This is a genomic window from Ahrensia kielensis DSM 5890 (assembly GCF_000374465.1).
Classification (GTDB): Bacteria; Pseudomonadota; Alphaproteobacteria; order Rhizobiales; family Rhizobiaceae; genus Ahrensia; species Ahrensia kielensis.
The window spans coordinates 211,891-228,119 of sequence record NZ_KB894531.1; the positions used below are offsets into that span (position 1 = coordinate 211,891).

Sequence of the window (16,229 nt, forward strand, 5' to 3'; positions counted from 1 at the left end):
TTACGTAAGTATTATTTGAGTCAATTGATTCGACTCCGAAACTAATGAAAGGCGCAACAAATGGATACTATAGTTGCCCTTTCATCTGGCAGTTTGCCTTCAGGCGTTGCGATTATTCGTATATCAGGACCCAAAGCTGCAACAGTGATTAGTGCTTTGGGCGCACGCATTACACAGCCCCGCCAAACCTCCCTACAAATCTTTCGTGACAATGATGGTTCAGTGATCGATGAGGGCTTAGTCCTTTGGTTTCCTGCACCGCATAGTTTTACTGGTGAAGACGTTGTAGAACTTCAAACGCATGGTAGCCGTGCCGTTGTTGCAGGTATTCTTGATGTTTTGCTCAGCATTGATGGGGTTCGTCATGCGGAAGCTGGTGAATTTGCTCGCCGCGCATTTGCCAATGGTAAGATTGATCTGACTGAGGCTGAAGGGCTTGCTGATCTGATTGATGCGGAAACGACAGCCCAGCGCAAAGTTGCTCAATATCTAGCAAGCGGCGGTTTAAAAGACCTTTATAATGATTGGCAGGACCAGCTCTTAAATGCGCGTGCAATGATCGAAGCAGATATCGATTTTGCTGATGAAGATGATGTTCCAGGTTCCGTTGCAGACCAAGTCTGGAATGATATGGCAAAATTATATCACTCTATTTCTGCGCATCTTGAGGGCTATGATCGTTCAGAGCGTATCCGCGATGGTTTTAAAATTAGCCTCATTGGAAAACCCAATGTTGGTAAATCAAGTTTATTGAATGCTCTGGCTGGCAGTGACCGTGCCATTGTTTCTAGCGAAGCGGGTACTACGCGGGACATTGTTGAAGTTCGGTTGGATATTGCGGGCTACCTTGTTTTGCTTAGTGATACGGCAGGGATCAGAGAACAAGCAGGCAGCGTAGAAGCTGAAGGTATTCGTCGTTCTATCGCGTCGGCTCAAGAGGCAGACCTTATTTTGTTCTTAAGCGATGAGGATGAATGGCATCATGATTTCATCAACGCGAATTCTAAAGTTCTCAATATTCGATCTAAGGCTGATCTAAGTTCGAATATCAAACCCGATGAAGATACAATCTTTGTAAGCGTTAATGACGCTGCTTCCGTTACTTCGCTATTAGAGAAACTGTCCGCTATTATTAGTATTGAGCTTGATCAGTCTCGTATAGGCTCTGCTATTAAGTCCCGATACATCGATCATCTATCTCAGTGTTTAAAAGATTTGAATAAATCGATTGAGAGCGTTGACGCTCTTGAACTGCGCGCTGAGCATTTACGGTCGGCTGCCTATAGCCTTGGACGTATTACCGGACAATTTGATACAGAAGATGTGCTAGGGCGCATATTCTCGTCATTTTGTATAGGTAAGTGATTCACGTGAAACATTACGGCGAGTTTTCGTGACTCACGTGAAACATTTTCCATAATAAATTCTCTAATTGTTTCACGTGAAACATAAGAGCCTTGACCTGTGTGTCGATAAGAGTCATTCAACACCTATTCCTAACTTGCGGTATTTTTATGCATTACGATGTTATTGTTATTGGCGGCGGTCACGCTGGCTGTGAGGCGGCTCGTGCTAGTGCTGCGCTCGGGGCTAAGACGGCGCTCGCCACCCATTCCTTCGATACGGTTGGTGTGATGTCTTGTAATCCTGCCATTGGCGGGCTGGGCAAGGGGCACCTTGTACGTGAGATTGACGCTCTCGATGGCTTGATGGCGCGTGTTGCTGATAGATCAGGTATTCAGTTTAGAATGCTTAATCGCAAAAAAGGTCCAGCGGTGCGTGGTCCACGTACTCAGTCTGATCGCAAGCTTTATAGAGAGGCGATGCAAGCGGAGATTCGCGCTGTTGAGGGTCTTTCTATTTTAGAGGGTGAAGTCATTGATCTGTCGCAGGATAGTTCGGGCGCGATTAATGGTATTAAATTGGCAGATGGTACGCATGTATCTTGCGGCGCTGTTGTTTTAACGACAGGAACATTTCTGCGCGGTCTTATTCATATCGGGGATAAAAGATTTCCGGCCGGAAGGATGGGAGAAAAGGCGAGTACTTTACTCGCTTATCGTCTGACTAAACTGAACGTGCCCCTTGGCCGTTTGAAAACAGGAACGCCGCCCCGTCTTGATGGACGTACAATCGATTGGAAAATTCTTGATCTGCAAAGCGCTGATGAAGAGCTTGTTCCATTTTCATCGATGACTGATGAAATTCGTGTTCCGCAGATTGATTGCGGCATCACACGCACGACCCAGAAAACGCACGATCTCATTCGTGAGAATCTAAATCGCTCGGCGATGTACTCTGGTAATATTAGCGGCACAGGTCCGCGTTATTGTCCATCGGTAGAAGATAAGATTGTCAAATTTGGCGACCGTGATGGGCACCAAATTTTTCTTGAGCCGGAAGGTTTGGATGATCACACCGTATATCCAAATGGCATTTCTACGTCTTTGCCTGAAGATGTGCAGTGGGCAATGATGAAAACTATCCCTGGGCTAGAGAATGCGCAAATTTTACAGCCAGGCTACGCCATCGAGTATGACCACGTTGATCCTAAAGCTCTCGACCAATCTCTAAACTTGGTCGGTACGCTGGGCCTTTATTTGGCTGGACAAATCAATGGCACAACAGGTTATGAAGAAGCTGGCGCACAAGGTTTGGTTGCTGGCATTAACGCTGCACACTTTGTTGGCCAAAAAGCGCCTGTGCATTTTAGCCGTACATCATCCTATATCGGCGTAATGATTGACGATCTAACATCGCGCGGTGTGAGCGAGCCTTACCGTATGTTTACGTCTCGGGCTGAATATCGGCTTTCATTGCGCGTTGATAATGCGGATATGCGCTTGTCGCCACTTGCTGTGGAAATTGGTTTGGCATCTTCCGAACGTGCTGCTCATTTTGAGGATGTTAAGACGCGCTTAGATGATGCGCGTGTAGCTTTGAAGAGCAAAACGCTGACGCCTCAAGAAGCGGGCAAACACGATATTGCTTTGAATATGGATGGCGTCAGACGTAGCGGTTATGATCTTCTTTCTTATGCTACGATTGAGCTGCCCGATTTATTGCGTGTTTGGCCTGAGCTTGAACAGTTTGATGGCGATACTTTAGATCGTCTTGCTATTGAAGCGCATTATGCGGTTTATATGGATAGGCAAAAGGCTGATATTGAATCTGTGCGGCGTGATGAAAATCTTCTCATTCCAGCGGGTATAGAGTTTAACACTATCGCCGGTCTTTCTAATGAGCTCCGCAATAAGCTGAATGATAGACAACCAAAGAGCATTGCCGAGGCGCAACGTATCGAAGGCATGACTCCTGCTGGCATTGCATTGATTATCGCGCAAATTCGCAAACAACAGAAATCAGCTGCTTGATATGGACCGTAAATTATTAAATGGCGCGCTGAATGTTTCACGTGAAACTATGCAGCGCTTAATCGCATTTGAGACCTTGTTTGAACAATGGTCGAAGCGGATCAACCTCATTGCAGATTCAACAAAGGGTGAAATCTGGCAGCGTCATATAGAAGACAGTGCGCAGTTATTACTCATAAAGCCAGATATGCGACATTTGGTTGATATTGGTTCTGGTGGTGGATTTCCCGGTATCGTTCTAGCGGCCATGCTCGAAGATGTTGATGGCTCGCGCGTGGATCTGGTTGAGAGCAATCGGAAAAAAACAGCATTTTTGATGGCAGCGAAGGCGCAATGCGCGCGCAGTGTAAATATACACTCAAAACGTATTGAAGATGCGCTGCCTGCTATTCAAACACCAGATTATGTCACAGCGCGCGCACTTGCAGCGCTTCCAAAATTGTTTGAGCTAACACAATGCCATTTATCAAATGGCGCTGTGGGACTTTTTCACAAAGGACGTGGATACCGTGAAGAGTTGGAAGAAAGCCATGCCAATTGGGACTTTGATCTGGTAATACATAAAAGTAGAATAGGCACGGAATCGGTCATTCTCGAGATTGCAAATCTAAAGCGCAAATAGCGTTTATAGGCGGAGTTCAAATCATGGGTCAATCCACACGGATTATAACCATTGCCAACCAAAAGGGCGGCGTAGGAAAAACGACGACTGCGATTAATTTGGCAACGGCTTTGGCTGCCATTGGCGAAAGCGTTTTGATCGTTGATGTCGACCCGCAAGGCAATGCCAGCACGGGCCTTGGCATTGAACGTGATGACCGCGAAGTGTCTTCTTATGAGATATTGCTCGGTGAAGCTTCGATTTCAGAAGCCACCATTCAGACGGCGGTTCCGAATTTATCTATTGTGCCTTCAACGATGGATTTGCTTGGCGTAGAAATGGAAATCGCATCAGCAGCTGACCGTGTTTTTCGTTTGAAAAATGCTCTGCGTGCGCAAGATGGTCAATTTGGCTATGTTATCATTGATTGTCCACCATCTCTTAATTTGCTGACGCTTAACGCTATGGCCGCAGCTGATTCGCTATTAGTGCCATTACAGTGTGAGTTCTTTGCGCTTGAAGGTTTGAGCCAGCTTCTCAAAACCGTTGAACAGGTGCGCGGTTCGGTGAATAAAAATTTGGGCATTCAGGGCATTGTTATGACGATGTATGATGGCCGTAATAATTTAGCCAACCAGGTTGTTGATGATGTGCGGGCGCATATGGGCGCTAAGGTTTACAAAACTGTGATACCGCGCAACGTGCGGCTTTCTGAAGCGCCGTCTTATGGCAAGCCAGCAATTTTGTATGATCTTGCTTGCAGCGGCAGCCAAGCCTATCTCAATTTGGCTTCTGAAGTGATTCAAAGAGAGCGTCAGAGCAAAGCTGCATAAACGATTCTTAGCCGAAACAAAATAACAATAGCCTCGACTCATTAAGATAGTGGAACAACAATATGGCAGACGATAATTCTCGTAAGAGACTGGGCCGCGGTTTAGCTGCATTGATTGGCGAAATGGATCAGCCTGCAGAATCAAATCAGGCGAAACCTGTTGCCTCTGATCGTATGATACCTATTGAGTTGGTTGTTCAGAGTAAAAACAACCCACGGCGTTTCTTTGCCGATAGCGAAATTGATGAACTTGCGCATTCGATCAAAGAGCATGGCATTATTCAGCCGATTGTTGTGCGTCCAGTGGCCAATGATAATGCTGGCCGCCATGAAATTATTGCCGGTGAACGTCGCTGGCGCGCTTCTCAGCGTGCAGGCCTGACAGAAGTTCCTATCATTATCCGTGATGTGGATGACAAAGCAGCGCTTGAACTTGCTATTATCGAGAACGTACAGCGTTCGGACCTCAATGCGATTGAAGAAGCGTTGGGTTATCAACAATTGATGGATGAGCATGGCTACACACAGGCTGATCTTGGTGACGTGATCGGCAAGAGCCGCAGCCATGTTGCAAATACGCTTCGCTTATTGAAATTGCCGCAAGGCGTTCAATCTCTGGTGAGCGAAGGCACGTTATCTGCTGGCCATGCACGTACCGTCGTTACGGCTTCCGATCCCGATTCGCTTGCGAAACGAATCGTAAATGAAGGGCTTTCTGTGCGCCAAGCCGAAGCTCTTGCGAATGATTCAGGCAATGCGTCGAGAAAACCAAAGCCGAGTTCAAGTGAACAAGGAAAAGATGCTGACACATTGGCGCTTGAAAAGATGCTGAGTGATACAACTGGTTACCGTGTTGAGATTACACATGGTGCGAAGGGCGGCCAGGTTAAGATCGCTTATAAAGATCTTGAGCAATTGGATGCTTTGTGTCGTTTGCTTCAGCGGCAGTCATAAATTTTATAAAACTGCGCGCTGTGTTTTTCAGGTGAAGAACACAGCGCTATCAATATTAGCGCCGACGCGCGGACTGCACAGTTAAACCTAACAGAGCAATATGAGCGATGTTAACATCGATCTGACTGTTTTTCCGCGATTCAAGTAGGGCTGTTTGCAAACGATCATGGGCCGCACGAATTGCTTTGCTAGACCATTTATTAAGAGCGGATTCGACGGCTGCTTTTCGCGAAAAAAACACAGGCGGCCGTGCACTGGCAACAACAGCACTGGCGGATTTTCCCGATGCATCCATTTCACCGCGCATTCTATCAAGTGATTGAAACTGACGCATCATGGCTGCAAAGAGCTGAAAGTTTGAACCACCGGATGTTGAAAATTTTGTAATCGCAATATCAAACTGCTTGAGATTACCAGACAACACCGCATCCGTAACAGCATCAAAGCTGGTGGCAGAAGCATCGCCTAGAATGGCTTGGATATCTTCAAGCTGGATTTCAGATTTCCCATAATTATAAAGGCAAAGCTTATCGAGCTCTGCTCTAGAAGCCATGCGGTCTGCACCAAGCTGCGATAATAAAAATTGCCGCGCCTCTAGGCCAATTGTTTGATTGTTGGCTTGCAGTACTTCATCGACGAGCGAAGCAATATTCCTGCTGGTGTCGCTATAGGATGGAATGGCTTGGCCAGATTTTCCGCGCTCGACCAGATCACGCACCTTGCTGCCTTTTTTAAGGTCGCCTGCTTCTAATATACAGAAGCATGATTGCGGGGGATCATTAAGCAGCCGTTCTAATTGTTTCACGAAAAACGCATCATTGGCGACCCCGCGTAACCAAATCAAGCGAGATCCACCAAACATGGAAATCGTATATGCCTCATTCATAAGCTTGTCTGGATCAGCGCTAAGCGAGTCCATATCAAGCTTAATCATTGAAAAGGGGTCGTTAAGATCAACGCCGGATTTTTCAGCCAGCTTTTTTACCCGCTCGGCAACCAAACCACGGTCAGGGCCATATACGAGATGAACTGCTTTGCTAAAATCTGGCTTTTGCAGATATCGATCAATGTCACCGGCTTTGAGTTGTGCCATATTATTGGCCTGCGGGAATCTTCGAAATTAAGATAGCGCGGAATGTTTCGGCAAGTTCGACAGCAGCACGATCTTGAGCATCAATTTGAGCGCGCGTATTGGCAAATTGCTGCGTGCTTGTATCAAGCAACGCTATTGCCGTGCGCTTATAATTACCGACAATTTCACCGTCAGAGGTAGATAGCTGTAAGGTGCCTGTAAGCGTAACGCGGCTGGCTGAATTGTCAGAATCATCACTTGTATTGCGGGCGGTCAAAATTCCCGCTGTAGAAGAGCTGACTGTTAAACGCGCAATATATTCTGGACTAGCAGGCTGGCTTTCACCGCCATTGACTAAAAAGATCAATCGATTGCGAACTTGCTGCGCTACGCGCGAATTAACGCTTTCGATGGAAACACTTTTGGTTAGTCCGAGGCCAGTATTTGAGTGCAACGGTTTAACCGTACAGCCAGAAGCCATGATTAAAAGCGTTGCAGTCAGACCTAATATGACGCGGCGGGTTTTCATAAAGTGTTTCCTCAAGTCGAGCTTATAGGACGATGTTAACAATTCGATTCGGAACCACAATGACTTTCTTAGGTTCATTGCCGTCCAATTGGCTTTGTACGAAATCCAATGCGAGCACAAGCTTTTCAATTTCTTCTTTGCTTGCCGTTTTGGCAACTGTGATTTCACCACGCTTTTTACCATTCATTTGAACGGGAAGCATAATCTCATCATCAACAACCAAAGAAGGTTCAAAATCTGGCCATGGCATATCGGCAATGAGTGTTTCATTGCCAAGATTTGCCCAAATCTCTTCTGCTAAATGCGGCATCATCGGCGCGATCATCGATAGATAGATTTGTACTGCATCTTTTACCGCTGAAACAAGCGCTGGATCTGCCTTGCCTTTGGCGATCTCGGTTAATGGGTTGGCTAGTTGGTTTGTTAGCTCATAAAGTCTGGCAACGGCTTTGTTGAACGCTAATTTTTCAATATCAGCGCCAACAGCTTCCAGTGTTTTATGTGTTGCTTTTGAAACCGCTAGAGCAGCACCATCTGTGCCAATGCGAGGTTCAGCATCTTTCAATACATCAGAAGCATCGACGATTAGGCGCCACACGCGTTGCAAAAGACGATGCGCGCCTTCAACACCGGATTCTGTCCAGATAACATCGCGCTCTGGTGGTGAATCTGACAACATGAACCAGCGGGCAGTGTCCGCGCCGTAAGAAGCGATGATATCGTCTGGGTCGACAACGTTTTTCTTGGACTTCGACATTTTTTCGATCGAGCCAATTTCAACTTGTTTGCCGGATTCCAAATGCACTGCAGTGCGTATGCCATCATTATCGTCGATACGAATTTCAGCGGGTGTTACCCAGCCTTTGTCATCTCTGTATGTTTCATGAACCACCATGCCTTGAGTGAACAAACCTTTAAATGGCTCGTCTATATTCAAGTGTCCGACTTTCTTCATCGCACGGGTGAAGAAACGCGAATAAAGAAGATGCAAAATGGCATGCTCAATGCCACCAATATATTGGTCGACAGGCAACCACTTATCGGCGATTTCCGGTATTGTTGGGCTGTCGGCATGCGGCGCAGTAAAGCGAGCAAAATACCAAGACGAATCAACAAATGTGTCCATCGTATCGGTTTCACGTTTTGCAGGTTTGCCACATGACGGGCAGGCTACATTGAGAAAACCTTCATGCCGCGTAAGCGGGTTACCAGGCTTATCAAAATTGATGTCATCAGGAAGCTTAACCGGCAAATCTTTTGTTGGTACCGGAACGGCACCGCAATCATCACAATGGATGATTGGAATAGGACAGCCCCAGTAACGTTGGCGGGAAATACCCCAATCACGCAAGCGGAATTGTTCGCGGCCTTCGCCGATATTTTTCTCTTCCGCCCATTTTATTGTCGCAGCAACGGCCTCATCACCGGTGGCGATATCAAGTCCGGTTGGTTGATTAACCCAGCGCACTTTCTCGCTTTTCATCGGTGTAAAAGCCTCATCGGCGACCGGTGTGTCGTTATCGAGCGCAAAGAAGCTGTCGGTAACTGTGAGATCATATTTGCGCGCAAAATCTAAGTCGCGCTGATCATGCGCAGGGCAGCCAAATACTGCGCCCGTACCATAGTCAGTAACAATAAAGTTGGCGACCCAAACCGGCAAAGTCTGATCTTCATAAAGCGGGTGCTTAACGGTAAGACCTGTATTAAAGCCACGCTTTTCAGCTTTTTCTAAGGCTTCTTCGGATGTACCAGCGCGGCGAACATCGACGTTGAACTCAGCTAGAGCTGGATTGTTCTTAGCGAGTTTCTTTGCAATTTCATGTTCAGGCGCAATGGCAATAAAGCTGGCACCAGCCAAAGTGTCCGGCCGTGTTGTGTAAACTTCAATTTGTTCGATATTGTCGAGGGCATCTGTCAAATCAAAGCGGAGTTGTAAGCCGTGTGATTTGCCAATCCAGTTGCGCTGCATTGTGCGCACTTTTTCGGGCCATTGATCAAGATCGTCTAGCGCGCTTAAAAGCTCTTCGCTGTAATCGGTAATCTTGAATACCCATTGGGCCAATTCACGCTGTTCAACCAACGCACCAGAACGCCAGCCGCGGCCATCGATGACCTGTTCATTGGCAAGCACGGTATTATCAACCGGGTCCCAATTTACTTTAGATGTTTTTCGGCCAATGAGACCTTCTTTTAGAAAGTCTTGGAACAAGATTTGCTGGCGGTGGTAGTAATCGACATCACATGTTGCAAATTCACGAGACCAATCAAGCGATAGGCCCATTGTTTTAAGCTGGCCGCGCATGGTGGCAATGTTTTCATATGTCCATTCTTTTGGATGAACATTATTTTGCATAGCCGCATTTTCTGCAGGCATACCAAATGCATCCCATCCCATCGGATGCAAAACGTTAAAACCTTTGGCACGCTTATAACGCGCAACAACATCGCCCATCGTATAGTTGCGAACATGGCCCATATGAATGCGCCCTGAAGGATAGGGAAACATTTCGAGCACATAATAAGTTTCGCCATCAGGGTTGTCGGCTGTTTCAAACAGCTTCGCATCATTCCATGCCTTTTGCCATTTTGCTTCAGATGCACGGGGATTATATCGTTCGGTCGCCATTGTTCTCGTCTCTTTGCACAAATGCTAACATTTGGCTTAAATGAAAAGGTTTTTGCTCTCTTGCCGCCAAATCGTATAAGGGTCAACAGGTGTGGCTAAGCTAGAGCATTTTCGCATTTTTTACATTGCGTAAATAATCTAAATTTGTTTGGCGCGTTTTGGGACGAAAGGCCAGTATCCACTTCGTCTTGAAACGCTTTAATTGAATGGGAAAACCTGACGTGACGAAGGCGAATACAGTTTCAAGATATAATGATGTTTGTGCGCAGATCGAGGCTGCCGTTCAGGCGACTGGGCGCGAAAGCGGGTCCGCGCAGCTGGTCGCGGTATCAAAAACATATTTTGAAGATGATATTGAACCGGTGATTGAAGCTGGGCACCGTGTGTTTGGTGAAAACCGCATTCAGGAAAGCCAACAAAAGTGGCCAGCGCTAAAAGACAAATATAGTGACATTGAGTTGCACCTCATCGGCCCATTGCAGAGTAACAAAGCGGGTGAAGCTGTTGCGCTGTTTGATGTTATTGAAACTGTCGACCGCGAAAAAATTGCCAATGCTTTGGCTGGTGAAATGCGCAAACAAGATCGGTATTTGGATGTTTATGTTCAGGTCAATACCGGCATGGAAGAACAAAAAGCTGGCATAGCACCGCAGCAGACAAGTTCATTTGTCTCGTTTTGCCGTGACGATTTAAAGCTCAATGTGATTGGTTTGATGTGCATTCCGCCAGCTGATGAAAATCCTGGACCGCATTTTGCACTGTTACGTAAATTAGCACGGGAGAATAATCTCGATAAGCTATCAATGGGCATGTCTGGTGATTTTGAAACAGCAATTGAGTTTGGCGCTACTTCCGTTAGGGTAGGCTCTGCTATATTTGGCTCAAGGGCATAAAGTTGGAAAATCAGGCTAATTTTGACGTTAGCTGACAATTAACCATAATTGCGGCATATTGGGCGGGAGTAAACCGCGACATGCGCGTTACAAAATTGCAAAATTTGGAGATTTGAATGTCTATGAATAAGGTTCGCGCGCTTGCGTGCACAATGGCAACAACGGCAATGCTTGCAGTACCGATTGCCACAGTTGCCCCTATTGTCGTAACAACGCCGGCGATGGCTGCAAAATGCGGTAATAACGCTTCTGGTTTTAATGCTTGGAAGCAATCATTTGCAAAAGAAGCGGCTGGCAAAGGCATTAAAAAACGCGGTCTTCAAGCACTTGCGGGCGCTCAATATGCAACCAAGACAATTGCTGCTGACCGAAACCAAAAATCATTCAAATATTCTTTGCAAAAATTTATGCAGGTGCGCGGCGCCAATACGATTGTTTCACAAGGCAAAAGTAAGAAAAAATCTGATGCGCGTTTCTTTGCAAATATGGAAGCAAAATACGGCGTTCCAGCTGGCCCACTCCTTGCTATTCATGGCATGGAAACAGGTTTCGGTCGCTTTACAGGCAACACAAACATGGTGTCTGCTGCTGCTACGCTTGCTTATGACTGCCGTCGTTCAGATTTCTTCACGGGTCATTTGCTTGCTGCGTTGAAGCTTGTTGATCGCGGCGTTATCAATTCTAACACTCGCGGTGCTGCGCATGCCGAACTTGGCCATACACAGTTCTTGGCGGGCAACGTTCTTAAATATGGCGTTGATGGTGACGGCAATGGCCGCCTTGACCTGAACAACAAATATGATGCGCTTGCTTCAACGGCAAACTTTTTGCGTGCACATGGTTGGCGCAAAGGTGGCGGCTATCAAAAAGGCGAGACAAACTACCGTGCAATTCAAGGCTGGAATGCTGCCGGTGTTTACCAGCAAGCTATCGCAATCATGGCAAAACAGATCGACGGCTAGTTTAGCCACCAATCATAAGAGCTGGCCGTAAGCGGCCAGTTTCTTTGATGCTAATTTAAAGAACGACAAAAAACCCGCCGCAGTGATGCAGGCGGGTTTTTTTAATGCTTACGCATAGTTCGTTATTAAGATTCTTTAACTTCAAGAACCTGACGACCACGGTACATGCCTGTTTTCAGGTCAATGTGGTGCGGACGACGAAGTTCGCCAGAAGTCTTATCTTCAACATAAGTTGGGTTTTTAAGCGCGTCTGTTGAACGGCGCATACCACGCTTAGAGCGTGAGATCTTGCTCTTAGGAACAGCCATTTTATACTCCAAAGTCGATGCGCAGTAACGTCGCCGGTGATTGGTCCGGGCCGTAATAACCGTTCCGCGCTAGAATTGATTGGCGCGCTATACACCCTGCAAGCCTGTTTGAGAAGCCATCCACTGAAATTTTATGCAGATTCTATTGCAGACACTTAATATAAGCACCAGAATTCTGCGCACGCTTGATATTTACAGAGGCTAAACGGCGCAGACCCTTGGTTGGGTTGCTTGGTTCACGCAAGATTGGGTTGGGCAATGTCACGGCCATATAGGCTGCCTGTTTACGGGTCAGATTTGCGGCAGAAACACCAAAATGGCTTTGGCTACCGGCTTCAATGCCAAAAACGCCATTGTCATCCCATTCAGCAATATTGAGATATATTTCCATTATGCGTTTTTTGGACAGAACGAGCTCAATCCAAAGGGCCAGAGGAATTTCTAAAGCTTTGCGTACATAGGAGCGGCCACCCCATAAAAAGAGATTTTTTGCGGTCTGCATGGTGATGGTTGATGCGCCGCGCGTTTTTTCGCCGTCTATTGCATCGGAGATGACGAGGTTTAAGGCGTTCCAGTCAATGCCGCTATGGGCACAGAACTGTCCGTCCTCTGACATCATCACCGCTTGATAGGCGGCAGGGGCCATATCGTCCAATTCAATCCACCGCCGGTCTACGGGCTTAAAGGCAATGTGGCGCGAGACCATGAGTGTTGATGTTGGATGAATAGCTTCCCAGCGATAGAGCACGGTTAATGCAAAGGGCAGCACTATAATTGTGATCAATGCGAGAATTGTCCACTTGAACAAACTTGCCATGCGCTGGCGCAATGTTGGCCTCAGAATCATGGGTTTTTTAGCCCGCACGGTCTTCTTGCCTGATTTTTTCTTAGGTGCATTGGCCAAAATATTGCGACGTTCCTGAAAGTACTTAACGCTCATTGCGTGAAATATGGTTGAACTTTTCTCAATCCGTAGGCAATTGAATAATCACATATGAAATGGCCGATCAAGCACGCGGCTAAATAGTGGGGCAAATTTGTGGCTCAATACAATCAAACTCAATTTTTAGAGATTCTCAAATCGCGCGCCACGCAAGTTGATAATTTTCTAACGGGATATCTCAATGCAGCGGCTCAAAATGGCGAAATTGCTCGTCCTGAAAGGCTTGTGAGTGCAATGCGCCACGGTGTGCTTAACGGCGGCAAGCGCATTCGGCCCTTTTTTGTAATGGAAATTGCTCAAATGCTTGGCGCTGAGGAAGGTTTGGCGCTTTATCCCGCGGCGGGGCTGGAATGTTTACATTCTTATTCTCTTGTGCACGATGATTTGCCGGCAATGGATGATGATGAGCTTAGGCGCGGCAAGCCAACAGTTCATATTGCCTATGATGAAGCGACTGCGATTTTGGCAGGTGATGCCTTGCTTACATTGGCATTTGATTTGACCGTTCACGAAAAAAGCGGGCTTCTACCTAAAACGCAGGTTGAGTTGGTGCGTGCGCTAGCGCGTGATTCGGGTGCTGGCGGCATGGTTGGCGGCCAGCAGCTTGATCTTGATAACGAGAATAAAGACGCAGGCGAAGATATGATTAGCCGGATTCACGCGATGAAAACCGGTGCGCTTATCCGATATTCATGTGAGGCGGGGGCTATTATCGCCGGTAGTGACCAAGAGGAGCGCCAAAATATACGGCGCTACGGTGAATTGGTTGGCCTTGCGTTTCAATTGGCGGATGATTTGTTGGATGTAACATCGGACGTAGCATCAATGGGAAAAGCGACAGGCAAAGATGCTGACGCTGGTAAAAGCACATTGATTGCGATTCACGGTGTTGAATGGGCACGCAAGCGCTTGGACCAACTGGTTGAGGAAGCCGAGAGGCTTTTAGTTCCTTATGGAGAAAAAGCAGATATTATCCGCGCTGCTACGCAATTTGTTGCCAAGCGGCAGTCTTAGTTTTTTTGAACAATGCAAGGTGTTCCATTGCTGCGCAAACGGCCGCAAATAGCGTTGGCTTTTTGCCGCGATGGTGCGCCCAAGCGAACGGTATAGATGCCGCGTCGTCCAAGTGCTGACCGTGATCGGCTTATCGACAGGGGCATGCCCATTAATATGGCACCATTGCGTGCTTTGATTCGGCTCCAGCTACGCTGAGCCACTTCGCGTTTGAAGTTACCAGCGACCTGTATCGCCCAAGGCATGGTCAATTTTGCGGCCATTGATCCTGCACGGGTTTCTATAATGGGTAAGCGCAGGCATGCTTCAAAAAATCCGATTTCTTCTTCAAGCGGATGATCTTTGATTTGGCGGCGGCGGTCAAAAAAAGTATCGACAGGCTCTCCGGTGATATCAAGCACATAGTTCTCTGTTTCAATGGGCAAACTGCCGCCGCGTTCTAACCAGTTTGCAACGCGTGTTTCGCCTGAATTATAGGCGGCAGATGCAAGACCAAGATTGCCGAATTGCACGCGCAGCTTTGCAAGATAGAGAGCCGAAGCGGGGATCGCCTTTTCTGGATCGAAAGGATCGTCCAGATTTCGAAGCTTTGCGGTTCCGGGCATAAATTGCGCGATGCCTTGTGCGCCAACCGGAGATACCGCTTTGGCATCAAAACGGCTTTCCTTCCAGATTAGTCTTGCGAAAAAAGCTAAGGGCATACCGTTGCTAGATGCTTCGCGCGCAATAAGCTGACAAATGCGCTCAACGGGAAATTCAGCCTCTATGTCTTTGGCCGCTGTTTGCCCTAACGCAGGTGTTATTGTCAGCCATGCGGCGAGTAAAAGAGGTACACGCTTAAGCAGCACCGCGTGTATCACCTTTTTCGCCAAAGCGCGCTTCAATATAATCTGCAACCATATTTTCGAAATCTCCGGCAATATTATCGCCGCGCAAGGTCGCTGTTTTTTTGCCATCTACGAATACCGGCGCTGCAGGGCTTTCATCGGTGCCCGGCAAGGAAATGCCAATATCGGCATGTTTGGATTCGCCAGGCCCATTAACGATGCAGCCCATGACGGCAACCTTTAAGGCTTCAACACCTGGATATTTCGTGCGCCATATCGGCATGTTTTTGCGCAAGTCGCCTTCGATTTTCTTAGCGAGTTCTTGAAATCCGGTTGAAGTCGTGCGCCCACAGCCAGGGCACGCTGCGACAACAGGTACGAATTGGCGGAAGCCCATTGTTTGCAACAGTTCTTGCGCGACTTGAACTTCGCGCGTGCGGTCGCCGTTTGGCTCTGGTGTCAAGGAAATGCGAATTGTGTCGCCAATACCCTGCTGCAACAAGATGCCAAGCGCTGCTGATGATGCAACGATGCCTTTTGAGCCCATGCCAGCTTCGGTCAACCCCAAATGGAGTGCATGATTAGAGCGTTTTGCAAGATCGGTATAAACCGCGATCAGATCCTGAACCTGACTTACTTTTGCAGATAAAATGATGCGTTCGCGCGGCATGCCGATCTGTTCAGCCAGTTCAGCGGAAATCAATGCGGATTGCACAATCGCCTCACGCATCACCTGCTGGGCAGTCAAAGGAAATCCGTCTTCTTGGTTTTTATCCATCAAACGAGTGAGTAATTCCTGATCAAGAGAACCCCAATTAACGCCGATACGCACCGGCTTTTCATAGCGGTTTGCCATTTCGATAATATCAGTAAATTGCCTGTCGCGCTTTTCGCGAAAGCCGACATTGCCCGGATTAATGCGGTATTTTGCCAGTGCTTCGGCACATGCTGGATGGTCGGCAAGAAGCTTATGACCAATGTAATGAAAATCACCGACCAATGGAATATCGAGGCCAAGGCGCTCAAGCCGTTCGCGAATTTTTGGAACAGCGGCTGCAGCTTCATCCTTATCGACGGTGATGCGAACGATTTCAGAACCAGCTTTATGAAGCGCTGCAACTTGCGCAACTGTTGCATCAATATCTGCCGTATCCGTGTTGGTCATGGACTGCACGACGACGTCACCGCCGCCGCCCACAAGGACACCGCCGACATCAACGCCGACAGTTTGGTGACGTGCGAATGGTTCACTGATGTAATTCGGGCTATTCTTGGTCATGCATCTATCTCATTT

Annotated in this window: 15 protein-coding genes; 8 read left to right on the forward strand and 7 right to left on the reverse strand. The window is 47.4% G+C overall.

All coding sequences use genetic code 11. The features are described from left to right. The first annotated feature begins 60 nt into the window (after nucleotides 1–60). The 5 genes from mnmE to C504_RS0112870 all read left to right on the forward strand — a co-directional run bounded on the left by mnmE (nucleotide 61) and on the right by C504_RS0112870 (nucleotide 5,761). Nucleotides 61–1,365, forward strand: coding sequence for a tRNA uridine-5-carboxymethylaminomethyl(34) synthesis GTPase MnmE (mnmE, locus tag C504_RS0112850; RefSeq protein ID WP_018689761.1), 1,305 nt, complete (start codon nucleotides 61–63; stop codon nucleotides 1,363–1,365). 149 nt (nucleotides 1,366–1,514) lie between these two features. Continuing rightward, on the forward strand, nucleotides 1,515–3,374 hold the full coding sequence (gene mnmG, locus C504_RS0112855; protein ID WP_018689762.1) for a tRNA uridine-5-carboxymethylaminomethyl(34) synthesis enzyme MnmG: 1,860 nt from the start codon (nucleotides 1,515–1,517) through the stop codon (nucleotides 3,372–3,374). A gap of 1 nt (nucleotide 3,375) precedes the next feature. Next, the gene (gene rsmG / locus C504_RS0112860) at nucleotides 3,376–3,996 is read left to right on the forward strand and encodes a 16S rRNA (guanine(527)-N(7))-methyltransferase RsmG (protein ID WP_018689763.1); all 621 of its coding nucleotides are present in this window, start codon (nucleotides 3,376–3,378) and stop codon (nucleotides 3,994–3,996) included. A gap of 23 nt (nucleotides 3,997–4,019) precedes the next feature. Beyond that, entirely contained in the window at nucleotides 4,020–4,808 is a 789-nt protein-coding gene (locus C504_RS0112865) for a ParA family protein (RefSeq protein ID WP_018689764.1), read from the forward strand. A gap of 62 nt (nucleotides 4,809–4,870) precedes the next feature. Beyond that, nucleotides 4,871–5,761, forward strand: a complete 891-nt coding sequence (locus C504_RS0112870) for a ParB/RepB/Spo0J family partition protein (protein ID WP_018689765.1) — start codon at nucleotides 4,871–4,873, stop codon at nucleotides 5,759–5,761. Between the two features lie 55 nt (nucleotides 5,762–5,816). On the opposite strand, the gene holA is transcribed toward C504_RS0112870, so the two are convergent. Genes holA through leuS form a run of 3 tightly spaced genes read right to left on the reverse strand, consistent with a single transcriptional unit; the run spans nucleotide 5,817 to nucleotide 9,988 of the window. Next, on the reverse strand, nucleotides 5,817–6,854 hold the full coding sequence (gene holA / locus C504_RS0112875; RefSeq protein WP_018689766.1) for a DNA polymerase III subunit delta: 1,038 nt from the start codon (nucleotides 6,852–6,854) through the stop codon (nucleotides 5,817–5,819). A 1-nt stretch (nucleotide 6,855) separates the two neighbouring features. Further along, complete coding sequence (locus tag C504_RS17895) at nucleotides 6,856–7,362, reverse strand: hypothetical protein (protein ID WP_018689767.1); 507 nt, start codon at nucleotides 7,360–7,362, stop codon at nucleotides 6,856–6,858. A gap of 22 nt (nucleotides 7,363–7,384) precedes the next feature. After that, on the reverse strand, nucleotides 7,385–9,988 hold the full coding sequence (leuS, locus tag C504_RS0112885) for a leucine--tRNA ligase (protein ID WP_018689768.1): 2,604 nt from the start codon (nucleotides 9,986–9,988) through the stop codon (nucleotides 7,385–7,387). A gap of 206 nt (nucleotides 9,989–10,194) precedes the next feature. On the opposite strand from leuS, the gene C504_RS0112890 reads away from it, so the two are divergent. Beyond that, the gene (locus C504_RS0112890; RefSeq protein ID WP_018689769.1) at nucleotides 10,195–10,881 is read left to right on the forward strand and encodes a YggS family pyridoxal phosphate-dependent enzyme; all 687 of its coding nucleotides are present in this window, start codon (nucleotides 10,195–10,197) and stop codon (nucleotides 10,879–10,881) included. A 122-nt stretch (nucleotides 10,882–11,003) separates the two neighbouring features. Then, nucleotides 11,004–11,843, forward strand: coding sequence for a lytic murein transglycosylase (locus C504_RS0112895; RefSeq protein ID WP_156815961.1), 840 nt, complete (start codon nucleotides 11,004–11,006; stop codon nucleotides 11,841–11,843). Nucleotides 11,844–11,968: 125 nt separating this feature from the next. On the opposite strand, the gene rpmF is transcribed toward C504_RS0112895, so the two are convergent. Next, nucleotides 11,969–12,151: a 50S ribosomal protein L32 gene (rpmF, locus tag C504_RS0112900; RefSeq protein WP_018689771.1), complete on the reverse strand. Its 183-nt coding sequence runs from the start codon at nucleotides 12,149–12,151 to the stop codon at nucleotides 11,969–11,971. A 142-nt stretch (nucleotides 12,152–12,293) separates the two neighbouring features. Beyond that, the gene (gene mtgA, locus C504_RS0112905) at nucleotides 12,294–13,091 is read right to left on the reverse strand and encodes a monofunctional biosynthetic peptidoglycan transglycosylase (RefSeq protein WP_018689772.1); all 798 of its coding nucleotides are present in this window, start codon (nucleotides 13,089–13,091) and stop codon (nucleotides 12,294–12,296) included. Between the two features lie 99 nt (nucleotides 13,092–13,190). Here mtgA and C504_RS0112910 point away from each other — a divergent pair, with 99 nt between their 5' ends. Next, nucleotides 13,191–14,108, forward strand: a complete 918-nt coding sequence (locus tag C504_RS0112910) for a polyprenyl synthetase family protein (protein WP_018689773.1) — start codon at nucleotides 13,191–13,193, stop codon at nucleotides 14,106–14,108. Here the strand turns inward: C504_RS0112910 and C504_RS0112915 are convergent. Continuing rightward, the gene (locus tag C504_RS0112915; protein ID WP_018689774.1) at nucleotides 14,105–14,956 is read right to left on the reverse strand and encodes a lytic transglycosylase domain-containing protein; all 852 of its coding nucleotides are present in this window, start codon (nucleotides 14,954–14,956) and stop codon (nucleotides 14,105–14,107) included. The genes C504_RS0112910 and C504_RS0112915 overlap by 4 nt on opposite strands. Continuing rightward, the gene (gene ispG, locus C504_RS0112920) at nucleotides 14,946–16,214 is read right to left on the reverse strand and encodes a flavodoxin-dependent (E)-4-hydroxy-3-methylbut-2-enyl-diphosphate synthase (RefSeq protein ID WP_018689775.1); all 1,269 of its coding nucleotides are present in this window, start codon (nucleotides 16,212–16,214) and stop codon (nucleotides 14,946–14,948) included. The genes C504_RS0112915 and ispG overlap by 11 nt, the downstream gene beginning before the upstream one ends. Nucleotides 16,215–16,229 lie beyond the last annotated feature (15 nt).

Excerpts from the sequence above, each read along its gene's own strand:
- rsmG (WP_018689763.1), top strand. The coding sequence starts at position 3,376 with ATGGACCGTAAATTATTAAATGGCGCGCTGAATGTTTCACGTGAAACT.
- rpmF (WP_018689771.1), bottom strand. The coding sequence starts at position 12,151 with ATGGCTGTTCCTAAGAGCAAGATCTCACGCTCTAAGCGTGGTATGCGC.
- C504_RS0112890 (WP_018689769.1), top strand. The coding sequence starts at position 10,195 with ATGGGAAAACCTGACGTGACGAAGGCGAATACAGTTTCAAGATATAAT.
- C504_RS17895 (WP_018689767.1), bottom strand. The coding sequence starts at position 7,362 with ATGAAAACCCGCCGCGTCATATTAGGTCTGACTGCAACGCTTTTAATC.
- C504_RS0112865 (WP_018689764.1), top strand. The coding sequence starts at position 4,020 with ATGGGTCAATCCACACGGATTATAACCATTGCCAACCAAAAGGGCGGC.
- C504_RS0112895 (WP_156815961.1), top strand. The coding sequence starts at position 11,004 with ATGAATAAGGTTCGCGCGCTTGCGTGCACAATGGCAACAACGGCAATG.
- holA (WP_018689766.1), bottom strand. The coding sequence starts at position 6,854 with ATGGCACAACTCAAAGCCGGTGACATTGATCGATATCTGCAAAAGCCA.
- mnmG (WP_018689762.1), top strand. The coding sequence starts at position 1,515 with ATGCATTACGATGTTATTGTTATTGGCGGCGGTCACGCTGGCTGTGAG.
- C504_RS0112870 (WP_018689765.1), top strand. The coding sequence starts at position 4,871 with ATGGCAGACGATAATTCTCGTAAGAGACTGGGCCGCGGTTTAGCTGCA.
- leuS (WP_018689768.1), bottom strand. The coding sequence starts at position 9,988 with ATGGCGACCGAACGATATAATCCCCGTGCATCTGAAGCAAAATGGCAA.
- mtgA (WP_018689772.1), bottom strand. The coding sequence starts at position 13,091 with ATGAGCGTTAAGTACTTTCAGGAACGTCGCAATATTTTGGCCAATGCA.
- mnmE (WP_018689761.1), top strand. The coding sequence starts at position 61 with ATGGATACTATAGTTGCCCTTTCATCTGGCAGTTTGCCTTCAGGCGTT.
- ispG (WP_018689775.1), bottom strand. The coding sequence starts at position 16,214 with ATGACCAAGAATAGCCCGAATTACATCAGTGAACCATTCGCACGTCAC.